General features: G+C 60.7%; 18 protein-coding genes. 7 read left to right on the forward strand and 11 right to left on the reverse strand.

Annotated elements, in window-relative coordinates; translation table 11 throughout:
* Positions 1–81: 81 nt before the first annotated feature.
* The gene (locus tag PMI28_RS29360; protein WP_177318952.1) at positions 82–507 is read left to right on the forward strand and encodes a helix-turn-helix domain-containing protein; all 426 of its coding nucleotides are present in this window, start codon (positions 82–84) and stop codon (positions 505–507) included.
* Positions 508–573: 66 nt separating this feature from the next.
* Here the strand turns inward: PMI28_RS29360 and PMI28_RS24105 are convergent, their stop codons facing one another.
* The 5 genes from PMI28_RS24105 to PMI28_RS24085 all read right to left on the reverse strand — a co-directional run bounded on the left by PMI28_RS24105 (position 574) and on the right by PMI28_RS24085 (position 3394).
* A complete protein-coding gene (locus PMI28_RS24105) occupies positions 574–930 on the reverse strand; it encodes a putative holin (protein ID WP_007983011.1) in 357 nt (118 codons plus the stop codon).
* Entirely contained in the window at positions 917–1219 is a 303-nt protein-coding gene (locus tag PMI28_RS24100) for a helix-turn-helix transcriptional regulator (RefSeq protein WP_007983013.1), read from the reverse strand. The genes PMI28_RS24105 and PMI28_RS24100 overlap by 14 nt, the downstream gene beginning before the upstream one ends.
* 130 nt (positions 1220–1349) lie before the next feature.
* Positions 1350–1967 carry a TPM domain-containing protein gene (locus PMI28_RS24095; protein ID WP_007983021.1) on the reverse strand — a complete coding sequence of 206 codons (618 nt, stop codon included), beginning with the start codon at positions 1965–1967 and terminating at the stop codon, positions 1350–1352.
* 28 nt (positions 1968–1995) lie between these two features.
* Positions 1996–2751, reverse strand: coding sequence for a TPM domain-containing protein (locus tag PMI28_RS24090; RefSeq protein ID WP_007983028.1), 756 nt, complete (start codon positions 2749–2751; stop codon positions 1996–1998).
* A 37-nt stretch (positions 2752–2788) separates the two neighbouring features.
* Complete coding sequence (locus PMI28_RS24085) at positions 2789–3394, reverse strand: LemA family protein (protein WP_007983038.1); 606 nt, start codon at positions 3392–3394, stop codon at positions 2789–2791.
* A gap of 249 nt (positions 3395–3643) precedes the next feature.
* Between PMI28_RS24085 and bglX the strand changes: the two genes are divergently transcribed.
* Entirely contained in the window at positions 3644–5935 is a 2292-nt protein-coding gene (gene bglX / locus PMI28_RS24080) for a beta-glucosidase BglX (protein ID WP_007983039.1), read from the forward strand.
* Positions 5936–6077: 142 nt separating this feature from the next.
* On the opposite strand, the gene PMI28_RS24075 is transcribed toward bglX, so the two are convergent.
* The 5 genes from PMI28_RS24075 to PMI28_RS24055 form a co-directional block, all read right to left on the reverse strand.
* A complete protein-coding gene (locus tag PMI28_RS24075) occupies positions 6078–7235 on the reverse strand; it encodes a phospholipase D-like domain-containing protein (protein ID WP_007983040.1) in 1158 nt (385 codons plus the stop codon).
* 1 nt (position 7236) lies between these two features.
* Positions 7237–7827 carry a YceI family protein gene (locus PMI28_RS24070; RefSeq protein ID WP_007983041.1) on the reverse strand — a complete coding sequence of 197 codons (591 nt, stop codon included), beginning with the start codon at positions 7825–7827 and terminating at the stop codon, positions 7237–7239.
* A gap of 275 nt (positions 7828–8102) precedes the next feature.
* Positions 8103–8426 carry a hypothetical protein gene (locus PMI28_RS24065; RefSeq protein ID WP_007983043.1) on the reverse strand — a complete coding sequence of 108 codons (324 nt, stop codon included), beginning with the start codon at positions 8424–8426 and terminating at the stop codon, positions 8103–8105.
* The gene (locus PMI28_RS24060; protein WP_007983044.1) at positions 8423–9517 is read right to left on the reverse strand and encodes a serine hydrolase domain-containing protein; all 1095 of its coding nucleotides are present in this window, start codon (positions 9515–9517) and stop codon (positions 8423–8425) included. The genes PMI28_RS24065 and PMI28_RS24060 overlap by 4 nt, the downstream gene beginning before the upstream one ends.
* A 172-nt stretch (positions 9518–9689) precedes the next feature.
* Positions 9690–10577, reverse strand: coding sequence for an acyl-CoA dehydrogenase family protein (locus PMI28_RS24055; protein ID WP_007983047.1), 888 nt, complete (start codon positions 10575–10577; stop codon positions 9690–9692).
* A gap of 155 nt (positions 10578–10732) precedes the next feature.
* On the opposite strand from PMI28_RS24055, the gene olsB reads away from it, so the two are divergent.
* Positions 10733–11488, forward strand: coding sequence for an L-ornithine N(alpha)-acyltransferase (gene olsB, locus PMI28_RS24050; RefSeq protein ID WP_007983049.1), 756 nt, complete (start codon positions 10733–10735; stop codon positions 11486–11488).
* On the forward strand, positions 11488–12279 hold the full coding sequence (locus tag PMI28_RS24045; RefSeq protein ID WP_007983051.1) for a lysophospholipid acyltransferase family protein: 792 nt from the start codon (positions 11488–11490) through the stop codon (positions 12277–12279). The genes olsB and PMI28_RS24045 overlap by 1 nt, the downstream gene beginning before the upstream one ends.
* A 42-nt stretch (positions 12280–12321) precedes the next feature.
* Here PMI28_RS24045 and PMI28_RS24040 read toward each other — a convergent pair whose 3' ends face one another.
* A complete protein-coding gene (locus tag PMI28_RS24040; RefSeq protein WP_007983053.1) occupies positions 12322–12900 on the reverse strand; it encodes an acyl carrier protein phosphodiesterase in 579 nt (192 codons plus the stop codon).
* Between the two features lie 170 nt (positions 12901–13070).
* On the opposite strand from PMI28_RS24040, the gene PMI28_RS24035 reads away from it, so the two are divergent.
* From PMI28_RS24035 to PMI28_RS24025, 3 genes are read left to right on the forward strand one after another with little or no spacing between them, the layout of a single operon-like run.
* Complete coding sequence (locus PMI28_RS24035) at positions 13071–13373, forward strand: ArsR/SmtB family transcription factor (protein WP_007983055.1); 303 nt, start codon at positions 13071–13073, stop codon at positions 13371–13373.
* Between the two features lie 37 nt (positions 13374–13410).
* Positions 13411–14577 carry an MFS transporter gene (locus tag PMI28_RS24030; protein WP_007983057.1) on the forward strand — a complete coding sequence of 389 codons (1167 nt, stop codon included), beginning with the start codon at positions 13411–13413 and terminating at the stop codon, positions 14575–14577.
* A 30-nt stretch (positions 14578–14607) separates the two neighbouring features.
* Positions 14608–15657: an alkene reductase gene (locus tag PMI28_RS24025; protein WP_007983060.1), complete on the forward strand. Its 1050-nt coding sequence runs from the start codon at positions 14608–14610 to the stop codon at positions 15655–15657.
* Positions 15658–16031 lie beyond the last annotated feature (374 nt).

A 16031-nucleotide genomic window follows, 5' to 3' on the forward strand; every position in this document is an offset into this window, starting at 1 on the left:
TGATTACTTACAAGAAAAAAAGTACTCATTACGCATAAATTAGGCACTCAAAAAGCATATGTCAAAAGGAAGAGGCTCAAATTGCGTAGCAAAAAATCACAAGCTGTTCTGGCTCGACTAAAGCAAGTAACGGGTACAAAAACCGATGCTTCCTTATCTTCCGCGCTACAGATCAGCCCGCAAACCCTTAGTAGCTGGAGAGGCCGCGACAGTACGCCGTACTCATTATGCGTAGAAATCGCTCAAGCACGAGGTATCTCCCTTGACTGGTTGCTGCTGGGTGAAGGGCCGATCCTGAGACAAACCGTTACTGATTCCCCGGAGGGTAATCAGCCAAGCACAACGCGGGAAAACACCATTCTCGCGCTCTGGCGGTTGCTCGACGAAGATGATCGCTGTGCCATACAAAACGCATTGGAAGAAAAGCAACGACTGCGTGATATGGAACTCAGGCTTTGCGAAATGGCCTCTATCCTGGCAACACTCAAACCTTCGAATGAAACTTGATGACCCAGGTAATCTGAAGCTTCATTGCTTCAAGACGTGCCACCCAGGCAACCCGCTCACGGACCATCATTTACGCCCTCTCAAGTGTCGAATGATTTCGCCGATACCGGCGCTATCGACCCATTGCATGAGCTTGATGCTGATGGGAATAACGATCAGTGCACACAGAAAGGCTGTTACGCCAGCTGTCAGAAAAGGCGCCAGCGGATGTGCGACAGGCGTAAAGAGGTAACCGACACCTGCAGACAGCAACCAGGAACCGATGCGCTGCCAGGCCTTGAAGTTGGTGCGAGTGGTAGTGACCAGCCACGCTCCGAGCATTGCACCGAACAGTGCCTCGCCATCAACAACCGGCAGTGTGGCAATTCCCATTCCCAACATGAGCCCACTGATGCCGTTGTAGGTCGAATCAGTCAGGCTCATGCGCACCTCGCGCAACCACCGAGTCCACGATGATAGCCCCCGACTCGATCGCCTTGAGTAGTGCGGAATTGCGCGAGCTGACGTCGAACTTTCGGCGAATATTGGTGAAGTGAAAATTCACGGTCGATTCCGAGCAATTCTCGATCCTGGCGATTTCCCAGGAGGTTTTGCCCTTGAAACACCACATCAGGATTTGAGTTTCTTTCGCCGTCAGCCTTGCCGTCGGCGTACTTCCCTCTCCGCCAGGAGCTACCCCTGCCACAGAGTCAATCGATTGTCGGGTTGACATAAAAATCCCTCTAAGCGAGAACACCCGTCGCTAGGCGTCCACTGTTAGAGAGAAATACTGACGACCAGGACGAACCCGGACAATCAACGGGAGTTGTAGCGGCGCGCGCTACACAACGCCAGGAAAAGTCTTAGCCGAGCACCACCAACCGGTTCGGCAATTCATTGCGCACGTGGGTCACAGGCACATGCACCTTGAGCAGCTCGCCGCAGGCTTCAATACATTGGACGAACCCCTGCAGCGTCTGCCCCTGCTTCACCTGCTGAGTAAACGTGGCGACGATCGCGTCCCAGTTCTTGTTGTCCAGGCGACTGGAAATCCCTTCATCCACCAGGATCTCCACATAACGCTCGGCCTCGGAAACGAAAATCAGCACGCCGGTGCTGCCCTCGGTGTGGTGCAGGTTCTGCTCCAGGAACTGCCGGCGTGCCAGGTTCGAAGCGCGCCAGTGGCGCACTGAACGCGGGATCAGATGGGTGGTGACTTTCGGCAGGCGGAACACCAGGCACAGCACGATGAAGATGGCCCATTGCACCATCAGCAGGCTGTGCATGGTCAGCCAACCGGTGAGGTAATGCACGATGCCCGGCACCAGCAGTGCCAGCAGGCTGGCCCACAGCAACGGGATGTACGCATAGTCATCGGCGCGGGCCGCGAGCACAGTCACCAGTTCTGCATCGGTGTCGCGCTCGACCCGGGCAATGGCCTCGGCCACTTTGCGCTGCTCGTGTTCAGTCAGTAATGCCATGTCGTGAATTGCCTGCTCATTTTTATTATCACCAGCCGCCGGACGAACCGCCCCCGCCGAAACTGCCCCCGCCGCCGCTGAAGCCTCCACCTCCACCGCCGCCGCCAAATCCACCACCGCCAAAGCCGCCCCCCGATCCTCCAGAGCCGCCCCGGCCGGCGGGAAGGATACCGAGCATCTGGCACACAAAAACAGTCAGGATGAACAACATCAGCAAAAACACCAACAACCCGGGATGCCGCGAGACGAAATCGTCCCCCGGATCGCCTCGGGATTCATACGCCGTGGAGGGTTCGTCCAAGGGGTTGCCGCCCAGCACTACCAGCATCGCCGCCACGCCGTCACTGATGCCTTTACTGAAATTGCCGGTCTTGAACGCCGGGGTGATGACCTGATTGATGATCACTGAACTCTGGGCGTCAGTCAGGCGATCCTCCAGGCCATAACCGACTTCGATGCGCAGTCGGCGCTCGTCCCGGGCGATGATCAGCAAGGCGCCGTTGTTCTTGCCCTTCTGCCCGATGCCCCAGTGGCGGCCGAGCTGGTAACCGAAATCGGCGATGTCGGTGCCCTGTAAATCCGGCAAAGTCACGACCACAAGCTGCTCGCCGGTAGCTTGTTCATGGGCCTGAAGTTGTCGGGTGAGTTGCTCGCGCACCGATGGCTCGATCATCTGCGCGCTATCGACCACCCGCCCGGTCAGCGCCGGAAAGCTCAGCTCGGCCCGGGCCGTGATTGTCATTACCCATAACAACAGCAACAGCCCCGTTTTCAGGACGCGCATTGGCAACCTCTTGCATGGTGACGCCGATGACCGCTTTTCAGAATTTGACCTCAGGGGCCTTTTCCGAACCCGGTGTGGCTTCGAAGGTCTCGCGCACCGGCAGGTCGCTGTACATCACGCTGTGCCACAAACGGCCGGGAAAGGTGCGGATCTCGGTGTTGTATTTCTGCACTGCGAGGATGAAATCACGCCGGGCCACACTGATCCGGTTTTCGGTGCCTTCAAGCTGCGATTGCAAGGCGAGGAAATTCTGGTTGGCCTTGAGGTCCGGATAACGCTCGGAGACCACCATCAACCGGCTCAAGGCGCCGCTGAGCTGATCCTGGGCCTGCTGGTACTGCTTGAGTTTTTCCGGGTTGTCGAGGGTCGAGGCATCCACCTGGATCGAAGTGGCCTTGGCCCGGGCCTCAATGACCGCCGTAAGTGTCTCTTCTTCATGTTTGGCGTAGCCCTTGACGGTTTCCACCAGGTTGGGAATCAGGTCGGCGCGCCGCTGATACTGATTCTGCACCTGGCCCCAGGCAGCCTTGGCCTGTTCGTCGAGGGTCGGGATGTTGTTGATGCCGCAGGCGGTCAGCAACGTGGCCAGCATCAACAGCGTGGCGACCTGCAGGCGCGACCGGTAGGTTGGACTTACATTCATCAGGATGATGCTCCCTTGTACATTTCATGAAAAAACCGACCGTAAATCCTTCTGGGCCGGCTCTTGGGGCATAATCGCCCGCGCCTCTGGATTGCAACGGGCCAATGGGCTAAAAAGAGGCCCTGCGCGAAAACGTATCCGCCATTTGGCTGTCGTATTCCGAGCCTGCATCCGAACAACAATAGTCGCTCCCTAAATTTTGGCTGGCCGGCGTGTGCATCGCCGTTTGGGCCCTTGAGAAAACTATTCATGAAGAAGCTGTGTTTGCTGGGCCTGTTCGTCAGCCTGGCCAGTCATAACGTATTGGCCGCCACGACCCCCGCACCTCTGGAAAACAAGGACGCCTTCATCAGCAACTTGATGAAGCAAATGACCCTCGATGAAAAAATCGGCCAGCTGCGCCTGATCAGCATCGGCCCGGAAATGCCCCGGGAGATGATCCGCAAGGAAATCGCGGCGGGCAACATTGGTGGTACGTTCAACTCGATCACCCGCCCGGAAAACCGTCCGATGCAGGACGCGGCCATGCGCAGCCGCCTGAAGATCCCGATGTTCTTCGCCTACGACGTGATCCACGGCCACCGCACCATTTTCCCGATCCCGCTGGCCCTGGCCTCGAGCTGGGACATGGACGCCATCGGCCTGTCCGGGCGCATCGCCGCGAAGGAAGCCGCGGCTGACAGCCTCGATATCACCTTTGCGCCGATGGTCGACATCTCCCGCGACCCGCGTTGGGGCCGTACCTCCGAAGGCTTCGGCGAAGACACGTACCTTGTGTCGCGGATTGCCGGCGTGATGGTCAAGGCGTTCCAGGGCACCGGCGCGAACGCAGCCGACAGCATCATGGCCAGCGTCAAGCACTTCGCCCTGTACGGCGCGGTCGAGGGTGGCCGCGACTACAACATAGTCGACATGAGCCCGGTCAAGATGTACCAGGACTATCTGCCACCGTACCGCGCCGCCATCGATGCCGGCGCTGGCGGGGTGATGGTCGCGCTGAACTCGATCAACGGCGTGCCGGCCACCGCCAACACCTGGCTGATGAACGACCTGCTGCGCAAGGAATGGGGCTTCAAGGGCCTGGCCGTCAGCGACCATGGGGCGATTTTCGAACTGATCAATCACGGCGTCGCCTCCAACGGTCGCGAAGCGGCGAAGCTGGCGATCAAGGCCGGCATTCACATGAGCATGAACGACACCCTGTACGGCAAAGAGCTGCCTGGGCTGCTGAAGTCCGGCGAAATCCAGCAGAGCGACATCGATAACGCCGTGCGTGCGGTACTCGACGCCAAGTACGACATGGGCCTGTTCAAGGACCCGTACCTGCGCATCGGCAAGGCCGAGGATGACCCGGTCGACACCTACGCCGACAGCCGCCTGCACCGCGCCGAGGCCCGTGATGTGGCGCGCCGCGGCCAAGTACTGTTGAAGAACCGGAACGAAACCCTGCCGCTGAAGAAAACCGCGAAAATCGCCCTGGTCGGCCCGCTGGCCAAGGCGCCGATCGACATGATGGGCAGCTGGGCAGCGGCCGGTAAGCCGGCGCAATCGGTGACCCTGTTCGACGGCATGACCAACGCCCTGGGCGATAAATCGACACTGATCTACGCCCGTGGCGCCAACATCACCAGCGACAAGAACATCCTCGGTTACCTGAACTTCCTCAACTTCGACGCCCCGGAAGTGGTGGATGATCCGCGCCCGGCGAACGTGCTGATCGACGAAGCGGTGAAAGCGGCCAAGGATGCGGATGTCGTCGTTGCCGCTGTCGGCGAATCCCGTGGCATGTCCCACGAATCGTCGAGCCGCACCGACCTGAACATCCCGGAAAACCAGCGCGAGCTGATCCGTGCCCTGAAAGCCACCGGCAAACCGCTGGTGCTGGTGTTGATGAACGGCCGTCCACTGACGATCCTCGAAGAGAAAGAACAGGCTGACGCGATCCTGGAAACCTGGTTCACCGGCACCGAGGGCGGCAATGCCATCGCCGACGTGCTGTTCGGCGACTACAACCCGTCGGGCAAACTGCCGATCAGTATTCCGCGTTCGGTCGGCCAGATTCCGACCTACTACAACCACCTGACCATTGGCCGGCCGTTCACCCCGGGCAAACCAGGCAACTACACCTCGCAGTATTTCGATGACACCACAGGTCCCCTGTACCCGTTCGGCTATGGCCTGAGCTACACCGAGTTCAGCTTGAGCGACATGGCCCTGTCGTCGACCACGCTGAACAAGACCGGCAAGCTCGACGCCAGCGTTACGGTGAAAAACACCGGCAAGCGCGACGGCGAAACCGTAGTGCAGTTGTACATCCAGGACGTGGCCGGCTCGATGATCCGCCCGATCAAGGAACTGAAGAACTTCCAGAAAGTCATGCTCAAGGCTGGCGAGCAGAAAGTCGTGCACTTCACCATCACCGAGGACGACCTGAAGTTCTACAACTCCCAGCTCAAGTACGCGGCGGAACCGGGCAAGTTCAACGTGCAGATCGGCCTGGACTCCCAGGACGTGACGCAGCAGAGCTTTGAGTTGCTCTAATCCTTAAAACTGCATGAAGTACCTGTGGGAGCGGGCTTGCTCGCGAAGACGGAGTGTCAGTCAATGATGATGTCGACTGACAGACCGCTTTCGCGAGCAAGCCCGCTCCCACATTAGGTTTCTGGTGTTTGAAAGATTGGGATCAACCGCGCCGATCCAGCAGGTTCACCACCACCCGATCCACCCATCCCCACACCCGCTGCTTGACCCGCCGCCACAATGGCCGGCGTTGCCATTCCTCCAGGCTGACTTGCTCACTCAAGCCGAAATCCCGTTCGAAACTCGCCGCCACCGACCGGGTCAACCCGGGGTCCAGGGCTTCCAGATTGGCTTCCAGGTTGAAGCGCAGATTCCAGTGATCGAAGTTGCACGAGCCGATGCTCACCCAATCATCGATCAAGACCATTTTCAGGTGCAGGAAACACGGCTGGTACTCGAAAATCTTCACCCCGGCCTTGAGCAGTCGCGGGTAGTAACGATGCCCGGCGTAGCGCACGGACGGGTGATCGGTACGAGGGCCGGTCAGCAACAAACGCACATCGACGCCACGGGCAGCCGCCCGGCGCAGGGAACGGCGAACTTTCCAGGTCGGCAAAAAGTACGGCGTGGCCAGCCAGATCCGTCGTTGGCCGCTGTTCAAGGCGCGCACCAGCGATTGCAGAATGTCCCGGTGCTGGCGGGCGTCGGCGTAGGCCACCCGCCCCATGCCCTCGCCCATCGACGGCACCCGTGGCAGACGCGGCAAGCCGAAATGCGAGGCCGGTCGCCAGGCGCGGCGATGGCGGTTGGCGATCCATTGGCGGTCGAACAGCAACTGCCAGTCGAGCACCAGCGGCCCGGTGATTTCCACCATCACCTCATGCCATTCGCTGACGTCTTCTCCCGGGGTCCAGAACTCGTCAGTGACACCGGTGCCACCGACGACCGCCAGGCTCTGGTCCACCAGCAACAATTTGCGGTGATCGCGGTAGAAGTTGCCGACCCAGCGCCGCCAACTCAGGCGATTGTAGAAACGCAACTCCACTCCGGCGGCCATCAGTCGTTGACGCAAGGTCAGGGTAAAGGCGAGGCTGCCGTAATCATCGAACAGGCAACGCACCCGCACCCCGCGTTCGGCGGCCTGAACCAATGCCTGCACCATGGCTTCGGCACAGGCGCCGGCCTCCACCAGATACAACTCCAGCTCAACCTGTTCTTCGGCGCGGGCAATCGCCACCAACATGCGCGGGAAGAACTGCGGACCATCGACCAGCAGTTCGAAGTGGTTGCCTTCACGCCAGGGAAAAATCGCTCCGGCCATCTCAACGCGCCGTGAAAATCAGCACCGCACTCACCGGCACTGAAAGACTGATCGCCGATAAACCGGCCATTTTGCGCAACGTTTCCAGGCCGGGCGCCAGATCGAAATCTTCGGCGTTGATCACCAGCGGTTCGAGGGTCACCACCTGGAAGCGCCGGTCATCGAGACGGGTTGCCAGCAGTTCGGCGTGGTACTCGTGTTGTTTGCCGTGCAGGTCGACGGTCAGCGGCAGGCGTAATTCCAGCTGCGCGCCGGGAGCCAGGTCGTTGATCGGGCGCAGATCGATTTTCGTGGTGATCAAGGCGTCGGGAAACTGTTCGATCTGGAACAGTTCCTTGCGCATGCGTTCATCGCGCAACGGGATGCCGCTGTTGATCGACTCCAGCTCGACCTCCACTTGCGCCAGCCCTTCGGGGTCGACCTTGCCGTGCAGCACCAGAAAACGCTGAACCTCAGAAACATGGGCGTTTTTAGTGCTGACGAATGACAGGCGCGAGGACTCACCATCCAGATACCAATCGGCACGGGCCGACAACGCGGCACCGGCCAGCAGCAGGAAAGCGAGGGTGTGGAGGGTGGAGCGCTTGAACATAGAGACTCGTGGGGCAGATAAACCTGTGCTGAACCTTAACTGGCTTGTCACAGGTTGCAAACTTTCTGTTGCCCTTTGAGCACATTCTCTGTGGCAAGTGAGTTTTAGTGGCGAGGGGGCTTGCCCCCGTTGGAGCGCGAAGCGGTCCAAAAACCATGCAATGAGTTCCATCAGACAAATCGCGATTGCAGGTTTTGCGACTGCTACGCAGTCGAACGGGGGCAAGCCCCCTCGCCACAAAGGGCCATCGCCCGGGCCTCAAAACTTCAGCGCAGTCAAGGCTCCAAGCGACAGCCCTGACGCTCACCGATCCATACGGCGCTGTTGCTGCGGCCCATGCCGCTGACCGTGACACGCTTGCCGGCAGCGTCATCGGTAAAGCCACTGGCAGGCAGCCACTGCTTCACATAGCCGTGGCAGTACCCGGTGTCGTTACCCATCACATAGCGGCACGAGCAATATTCCTTGGCGGTGTAAGCGCTGATGATGTCGGGGAACGCCCACAGGGCCGTCCGCTCGTGCCAGATCCAGCCGAGCAAGGCGATCAGCAGGATCAGCAACAGCGAACCGAACGGTCGGCGGCGAAGGAAATGGATCATGGCTGCACCTTCCCGGCAAACGCCTTGAGCACGCGTTGAAGCAATTCGTTGTGCCGGTAACTGCCGTCGCGGTCATCGCCGTAGCGCACGATCACCAGGTGTTCGCTGGGGATCACATACATCGCCTGGCCCCAATGCCCCAGTGCGGCGAAGGTGTCGACGGGGGCATCGGGCCAGGGGCGCGCTGCGCCCTCAACGGCTCGATTGAGCCACCACTGACCACCGGGGACGGCATCGTCTTCATGGGCGTGATACCGCGCAAACGGCTCGCGATTGAACGCCACCCAGTCCTTGGGCAGCAGTTGCCTGTCTGCCCAGCGACCATCGCGGGCCATCAACAGACCGACCCGGGCCAGATCCCGTGCAGTGAGATAGGCATAGGACGAAGCGACGAAAGTGCCCGTGGCATCGGTTTCCCAGACGGCATGGCGAATGCCCAGCGGCTCGAACAACGCAGTCCACGGATAGTCGGGATAGCGGCCGGGGCCGACGATGTTTTTCAATGCAGCGGACAACAGATTGCTGTCACCGCTGGAGTAACGAAACGCCTGGCCCGGCGCCGCGTACTCAGCATGCGCCGCGGTGAACGCGGCCATGTCGCGGTGACCGAGGGTGTAGAGCATGGCTACCACCGAAGACTTCAGCGGTGCGTATTCGTAGTCCTCCTGCCAGTCGATGCCCGAGGCCCAGTGCAACAAGTCGGCCATGGTCGTCGAGGGGTGTTTTTGCAGCGGCGGATAAAACTTCTGCACCGGGTCCTGCAAGTTGAACAACCCTTCGCCGTAGGCCACGCCAAGGACAGTGGCCATCAGGCTTTTGCTGATCGACCAGGTCAGGTGCGGTGTCTCGGCCGTTGTCGGTCCGGCGTAGCGTTCGTAGATCAACTGGCCGTCGCGGATCACCAGCAAGGCATCGGTGCGAATGCCCTGGCGAGTGGTGTCATCGCGGGATGGAAAGGCGTAAGCCTCCAGGGCTTGAAGCGCCGGACCGGTGGGCGTCGGGGCGGTCGGCCATTGCTCGGCGGGCCAGTTTTCGGCTTGGGCCGTGAAGCTGAGCAACAGCAGGAAAATCAGGGACAAGCCTTTGGGCATGGCGGGGGCTCGGAGATTGAAATTGCTGAGCCTAGTCGAGGTTGATGACAGTTCAGAAATTTGTGCTGCCAATCAGTCCGTCTTCGCGGGCAAGCCCGCTCCCACAGGGTTCTCGGTTCTCGCTCACACCAAAGATCCATTGTGGGAGCGGGCTTGCTCGCGAAGGGGCCAGTCAATTCAACGAAAATTCCGCCAATGCCTTGGCCAACCTCTTCCCCCGAGCCCCCGCCGCCAACTCCATCACCGCCTGATCCCGCTGCCACATCGTCGCCCACTCCGGAGGTCCTCCAGCCAGCGCCTCATTCACCTCAGCCTTGAGCCCCTCGAACTGCGCAAACAACCCGCCGAGCAGCACATGCCCGGCCGAACTCGTCGGCGCTTGCCGACTGACCTCCGCACACCCCGCCAGCAAAGCCAACAGCCGCAGTTGCAAGCCTTGCGGCCAACCGCAGTCCTGGCCGATGCCGTACAACCACGCTGTCATCGAACTCAATACATAGACGTCTTCAAGGGTGCGAAACGGTTTGACGTAGGCCTCCCAGCCATCACCCGCCAACAGTTCGCATTGAGCGTTATCGAGAACCAGCCGGCCGTGACTGATATCCGGCATCAACGGAATCGGCGCCAGTTTTTCCACCCGCACACCCGGCTCATCGCGATAGATCACTGCCAGGCTCAAGCGTGGCTTGGCACCGGGCTCTTCGTTGCGCGCCGCCACCAGCAACCAGTCGGCGGCATCGCCGGCGGTGACGAAGTCCTTGCGTCCGCTCAGGCGCAAACCGCTCAGTCGGGTTTGCATGTCGGCCGGGCGCAGGCTGCGCTGTTCGGTGGCGCACAGCGCGCCGAGGCTCAGTGGCGCGCTCGGCCAGAGCATGCGCAATGCCGCTTGATACCCCACCAGAAACGCCAGCCCCGGCGTCGCCATCGACCGCCCGCCGAGCACGGCCAATTCGAACGGCGTGACCATGCCCAACTGCTGCAACAGGGTCGCGAAACCTTCAGCCAGATCCGGGTTGGCGGGCAAGCGATCACGGCGGTTCAACAGGGTTTGCCAGGGCATAAGAGGCTCCTTGAGGGCTGTCATATAAGCATCACCAAAGCTTAATGGCGATGACACCGGGGCTACATAGCCTGACTTTGCACAACACGGCTAGATAAAGAAAGTCGATCCGCTGTAACCCAAAGACGGGTGAGCAGCCCGCACGGAGAATCGCCATGACTCAGATCGCCCGCATCAGCGACACCGCCAACGAACGCCGCCTGCAAGCCGAACGCCTGGTGGGCGCCGAGGCGTTGCAGGAGGCCCAGGCCTTGCGTTTCAACGTGTTCAGCGGCGAATTCAACGCCAAGCTCAAGGGTGCTGAACTGGGTCTGGACATGGATGACTATGACGTTCACTGCGCCCACATCGGCGTGCGTGACCTGAACACCGGGCGCCTGGTGGCGACCACCCGTTTGCTCGACCACACGGCTGCCAGCAGCCTGGGCAAGTTTTACAGTGAAGAAGAATTCAGCCTCCACGGCCTGGTACACCTTAAAGGCCCGATCCTGGAAATCGGTCGCACCTGCGTCGACCCGGCCTACCGTAACGGCGGCACCATCGCCGTGCTTTGGGGCGAACTGGCCGAAGTCCTGAACCAGGGTGGCTACAGCTACCTGATGGGTTGCGCGAGCATTCCGATGCAGGATGGCGGCGTGCAGGCCCACGCGATCATGCAGCGTCTGCGCGAACGATACCTGTGCACCGAACACCTGCGCGCCGAGCCGAAAAATCCGTTGCCGAGCCTGGACATTCCGTCCAACGTGATTGCCGAAATGCCACCGCTGCTCAAGGCCTACATGCGCCTGGGCGCGAAGATCTGCGGCGAGCCCTGCTGGGACGAAGACTTCCAGGTCGCCGACGTGTTCATCCTGCTCAAGCGCGACGAACTCTGCCCGCGCTACGCCAAACACTTCAAGGCAGCTGTGTAATGAGCCGGTTGCGGGTGTACGCGCGAATCGCGCGAGTGCTGATGGTGGTGACGCTGGGCCTGGGCATGGCCAGTGTGTTCGGGGTGTTCGAACGCCTGGGCCTGGCCCATTCGATGGCGCGTCGTCAGCGCTGGTCGCGGTTTTTCATGGCCCGCCTGAGCAACGCCCTGCCCTTCGACGTGACCGTCCACGGCGAGCTGCCGAAGACACCGATGCTCTGGGTCAGCAACCATGTGTCCTGGACCGACATCCCGCTGCTGGGCATGCTCACGCCGCTGTCGTTCCTGTCCAAAGCCGAAGTGCGTACCTGGCCGGTGGCCGGTTGGTTGGCGGCCAAGGCCGGCAGCCTGTTTATCCGCCGTGGCTCGGGTGACAGCCAGTTGATCCGCAAGCAGATGACTCGCCACCTGGAACAAGCCTACCCACTGCTGATGTTCCCGGAAGGCACCACCACCGATGGCCGTTCGCTGCGCACCTTCCATGGTCGCCTGCTGTCCGCCGCCATCGATTCCGAAGTGGCGATGCAGCCGGTGGCGATCCGTTATGTACGCGACGGCGAGCCCTGCACGCTGGCACCGTTTATTGGCGACGATGATTTGCTCTCGCACTTGATGCGGCTGTTTGCCAATGATCGCGGTGGTGTAGAGATTCATCTACTCAAGCCAATTGCTTGCGAAGGTCGAGAACGTGCAGCGCTGGCGTTCGAGGCACAGCAGGCGGTGCAGAAGGCGTTGTTCGGGGCTGTCGTTGAACCTCAGCGAGCACCGATGCGCCCCGCTATCGCAGCATAAACACAGATCCCCTTCGCGAGCAAGCCCGCTCCCACATGGGTTTTATGTTGTTGGATAGTTCCGGGCAAAAGCCTGCAGCTGCGGATAGAACAACCGAAAGTCCTCGCTCAACGGTTCATACAACCGCCGCAACTCCTGCATCGCCGCCGCCAGTTCCTCCGGCCGGGTCAGACGCCGCGAGATCCCGCGCAGCACCTGCTCCAGCACTTCGAATTCCTGATACGACCCCAACCAGTCATTGGCCACCATGTGCGGCGCAATCTTCGCCAGTCGTTCCGGCAATTGCTGCTCGCTGGACAGCACCCGGTAAACATCCGAGGTGAACAACGCCAGGGGCCGATCGGCATACAGCGTCCAGTCCCGGGCCAGACAATGGTCGAAAAACACGTCGAGCACGATCCCCGCGTAGCGACGACGGGTCAGGGAGAAACGCGACAACGCGATGTCCACCTGCGGATGGCGATCGGTAAACACGTCGATGCTGCGGTGCAACTGGATGGCCCCTTCGATTTCCGCAGCGAACTGCCCTTGCAGGCGTCCCTTGACGAAATCGCCATACAGACTGCCGAGCAATTGGCCGGGACGCTGGCCACCGAGGTGAAGATGTGCGAGATAGTTCATGGGCGCAGCTTAGCACTGCCCCCTTGCATTGTTACACTCACCATATCGTTATAACCCGATATACCGAAATGTGAGTTGGTCAGAGCCAAATCATATTTGTATATCGCGAAATACCGATTTAAAGTTCGCCTCATCGCGATATAGCGTTTTAAACATCACGAGCCCACATCATGACCATCAATCTCGACGAAATAATAAAAGCCCTGGCACACCCGGTACGGCGAGAAATCCTGCACTGGCTCAAGGACCCGACCGTCGAATTTCCCGACCAGTCCCACAGCAACGAGCACGGCGTTTGCGCCGGGCAGATCGATCAACGTTGCGGTCTGTCGCAGTCCACGGTGTCCGCACACCTGGCGACCCTGCAACGCGCCGGCCTGATCAGCAGCCGCAAAGTCGGCCAGTGGCACTTCTTTAAACGCAACGAGGAAACCATCCAGGAATTCCTCAAGACCTTCAGTAAAGAGCTCTGACCCTTAACGTCAGTCGGCTAAAAAAGGAATTACCCCCATGCCCCTCTCGCTACTCATCCTGGCCTTGAGCGCCTTCGCCATCGGCACCACCGAGTTCGTCATCATGGGCCTGCTGCCCAACGTGGCGGCTGACCTCGGTGTGTCGATTCCCGGTGCCGGCTGGCTGGTGACCGGTTACGCCCTGGGCGTGGCCATCGGTGCGCCGTTCATGGCGCTGGCCACCGCCCGGCTGCCGCGCAAGGCCGCCCTGGTGGCGTTGATGGGCATCTTCATTGTTGGCAACCTGCTGTGCGCGGTGGCTGGCGACTACAACGTGCTGATGTTCGCCCGTGTGGTCACCGCCCTGTGCCACGGCGCCTTCTTCGGCATCGGTTCGGTGGTGGCGGCTGGCCTGGTGCCGGCCAACAAACGCGCATCGGCCGTGGCCCTGATGTTCACCGGCCTGACCCTGGCCAACGTCCTTGGCGTACCGCTGGGTACCGCCCTCGGTCAGGAAGCCGGCTGGCGTTCGACCTTCTGGGCGGTGACCGTGATCGGTGTGATTGCGCTGATCGGCCTGATCCGTTTCCTGCCGGCCAAGCGTGATGAAGAAAAACTCGACATGCGCGCCGAACTGGCCGCACTCAAGGGCGGTGGCATCTGGCTGTCCCTGAGCATGACGGCACTGTTCGCCGCCTCGGTGTTCACCCTGTTTACCTACGTCGCGCCGTTGCTCGGCGAAGTCACCGGTGTCTCGCCCCGTGGCGTGACCTGGACTCTGATGCTCATCGGCCTGGGCCTGACGGTCGGCAACATCATCGGCGGCAAGCTGGCCGATAAAGGCATGGCCGCGACGCTGATCGGCGTGTTCATCACCATGGCCGTGGTGTCCACCGTACTGACCTGGACCAGCGTCGCGCTGATCCCGACCGAAATCACCCTGTTCCTCTGGGCCACCGCATGCTTCGCCGCCGTACCGGCGCTGCAAGTGAACGTGGTGACTTTCGGCAAAGCCGCACCGAACCTGGTGTCGACCCTGAACATCGGCGCTTTCAACATCGGCAACGCCCTCGGTGCCTGGGTCGGCGGCAGTGTGATCGCCCACGGCTTCGGCCTGACCAGCGTGCCGCTCGCCGCGGCTGCACTGGCGGTACTCGCCCTGCTGGTCACCCTGATTACTTTCCGCCAGAGCGGCAATCCCGAGCTGGCCCCTGCTACCAACTGATCAACCATTTCCTCACGAGGGCTGCAATAAATGACGTCTATTTTCGATCCGATCAAACTGGGCGACCTCGAGTTGGCCAACCGCATCATCATGGCACCGCTGACCCGCTGCCGCGCCGACGAAGGCCGCGTACCCAACGCGCTGATGGCCGAGTACTACGTGCAGCGTGCGTCCGCCGGGCTGATCCTCAGCGAGGCCACTTCGGTGACACCGATGGGCGTCGGCTACCCGGACACCCCGGGTATCTGGTCCAACGATCAGGTACGTGGCTGGTCCAACGTGACCAAGGCAATCCATGGCGCGGGCGGCAAGATCTTCCTGCAGTTGTGGCACGTGGGTCGCATTTCCCACGGTTTGTACCTGAACGGTGAAGCCCCGGTCGCCCCGAGCGCCATCCAGCCCAAGGGCCACGTCAGCCTGGTTCGTCCGCTGGCCGATTTCCCTGTCCCGCGTGCCCTGGAAACCGCTGAAATCGCCGATATCGTCGACGCTTACCGCGTCGGTGCCGAGAACGCCAAGGCCGCCGGCTTCGACGGTGTGGAAATCCATGCCGCCAACGGTTACCTGCTCGACCAGTTCCTGCAAAGCAGTACCAACCAGCGCACCGACAACTACGGCGGCTCCCTGGAAAACCGTGCCCGCCTGCTGCTGGAAGTGACCGACGCCGCCATCGAAATCTGGGGCGCCGGCCGTGTGGGTGTGCACCTGTCGCCACGCGCCGACCTGCATGACATGGGCGACGACAACCTGGCCGAAACCTTCACCTACGTCGCTCGCGAACTGGGCAAGCGTGGTATTGCCTTTATCTGCTCGCGCGAGAAAGAAGGTGCCGACAGCCTCGGCCCACAACTGAAGGAAGCCTTCGGTGGCCCCTACATTGCCAACGAGCGTTTCACCAAGGACAGCGCCAATGCATTGCTCGCCAGCGGCATGGCCGATGCGGTCGCCTTCGGCGTACCCTTCATTGCCAACCCGGACCTGCCGGCACGTTTGCAGGCTGACGCGCCGCTGAACGAAGCGCGTCCGGAACTGTTCTACGCCAAGGGCCCAGTCGGCTACATCGACTATCCGGCGCTGTAATCAGCAACGGTTGAAACGCAAAAGCCCCGACTCGAAAGAGCCGGGGCTTTTTTATACCTGACGGTTTGACACTATCCACTATGTGGGAGCGGGCTTGCTCGCGAAGGCGGTGTGTCATTAAGCATCTATGTCGGCTGACACACCGCTTTCGCGAGCAAGCCCGCTCCCACAAGGTCCAAATGGATTTCGCATAGTCTCGACACAAAATCCCTACAAAATACTGAGCTTGCTATCTGTCATCCGGACGAGGGTGCGTATATAAAAGCAGCCATTACGGCTCATGCCAGTCAGTTAAGCAATTTCAGCCGCGACACCCTTTGTAGCAGCTGCCGAGCCCGCGAGGCTGCGTTCGGCTGCGAAGCAGTCGTGAGTCC

This window comes from Pseudomonas sp. GM48 (assembly GCF_000282335.1).
In the GTDB taxonomy this organism is placed as follows: Bacteria; Pseudomonadota; Gammaproteobacteria; order Pseudomonadales; family Pseudomonadaceae; genus Aquipseudomonas.

Coding starts and splice junctions, on each gene's coding strand:
- PMI28_RS24105 (WP_007983011.1), bottom strand. CDS start 930: ATGAGCCTGACTGATTCGACCTACAACGGCATCAGTGGGCTCATGTTG.
- PMI28_RS24100 (WP_007983013.1), bottom strand. CDS start 1,219: ATGTCAACCCGACAATCGATTGACTCTGTGGCAGGGGTAGCTCCTGGC.
- PMI28_RS24095 (WP_007983021.1), bottom strand. CDS start 1,967: ATGGCATTACTGACTGAACACGAGCAGCGCAAAGTGGCCGAGGCCATT.
- PMI28_RS24090 (WP_007983028.1), bottom strand. CDS start 2,751: ATGCGCGTCCTGAAAACGGGGCTGTTGCTGTTGTTATGGGTAATGACA.
- PMI28_RS24085 (WP_007983038.1), bottom strand. CDS start 3,394: ATGAATGTAAGTCCAACCTACCGGTCGCGCCTGCAGGTCGCCACGCTG.
- bglX (WP_007983039.1), top strand. CDS start 3,644: ATGAAGAAGCTGTGTTTGCTGGGCCTGTTCGTCAGCCTGGCCAGTCAT.
- PMI28_RS24075 (WP_007983040.1), bottom strand. CDS start 7,235: ATGGCCGGAGCGATTTTTCCCTGGCGTGAAGGCAACCACTTCGAACTG.
- PMI28_RS24070 (WP_007983041.1), bottom strand. CDS start 7,827: ATGTTCAAGCGCTCCACCCTCCACACCCTCGCTTTCCTGCTGCTGGCC.
- PMI28_RS24065 (WP_007983043.1), bottom strand. CDS start 8,426: ATGATCCATTTCCTTCGCCGCCGACCGTTCGGTTCGCTGTTGCTGATC.
- PMI28_RS24060 (WP_007983044.1), bottom strand. CDS start 9,517: ATGCCCAAAGGCTTGTCCCTGATTTTCCTGCTGTTGCTCAGCTTCACG.
- PMI28_RS24055 (WP_007983047.1), bottom strand. CDS start 10,577: ATGCCCTGGCAAACCCTGTTGAACCGCCGTGATCGCTTGCCCGCCAAC.
- olsB (WP_007983049.1), top strand. CDS start 10,733: ATGACTCAGATCGCCCGCATCAGCGACACCGCCAACGAACGCCGCCTG.
- PMI28_RS24045 (WP_007983051.1), top strand. CDS start 11,488: ATGAGCCGGTTGCGGGTGTACGCGCGAATCGCGCGAGTGCTGATGGTG.
- PMI28_RS24040 (WP_007983053.1), bottom strand. CDS start 12,900: ATGAACTATCTCGCACATCTTCACCTCGGTGGCCAGCGTCCCGGCCAA.
- PMI28_RS24035 (WP_007983055.1), top strand. CDS start 13,071: ATGACCATCAATCTCGACGAAATAATAAAAGCCCTGGCACACCCGGTA.
- PMI28_RS24030 (WP_007983057.1), top strand. CDS start 13,411: ATGCCCCTCTCGCTACTCATCCTGGCCTTGAGCGCCTTCGCCATCGGC.
- PMI28_RS24025 (WP_007983060.1), top strand. CDS start 14,608: ATGACGTCTATTTTCGATCCGATCAAACTGGGCGACCTCGAGTTGGCC.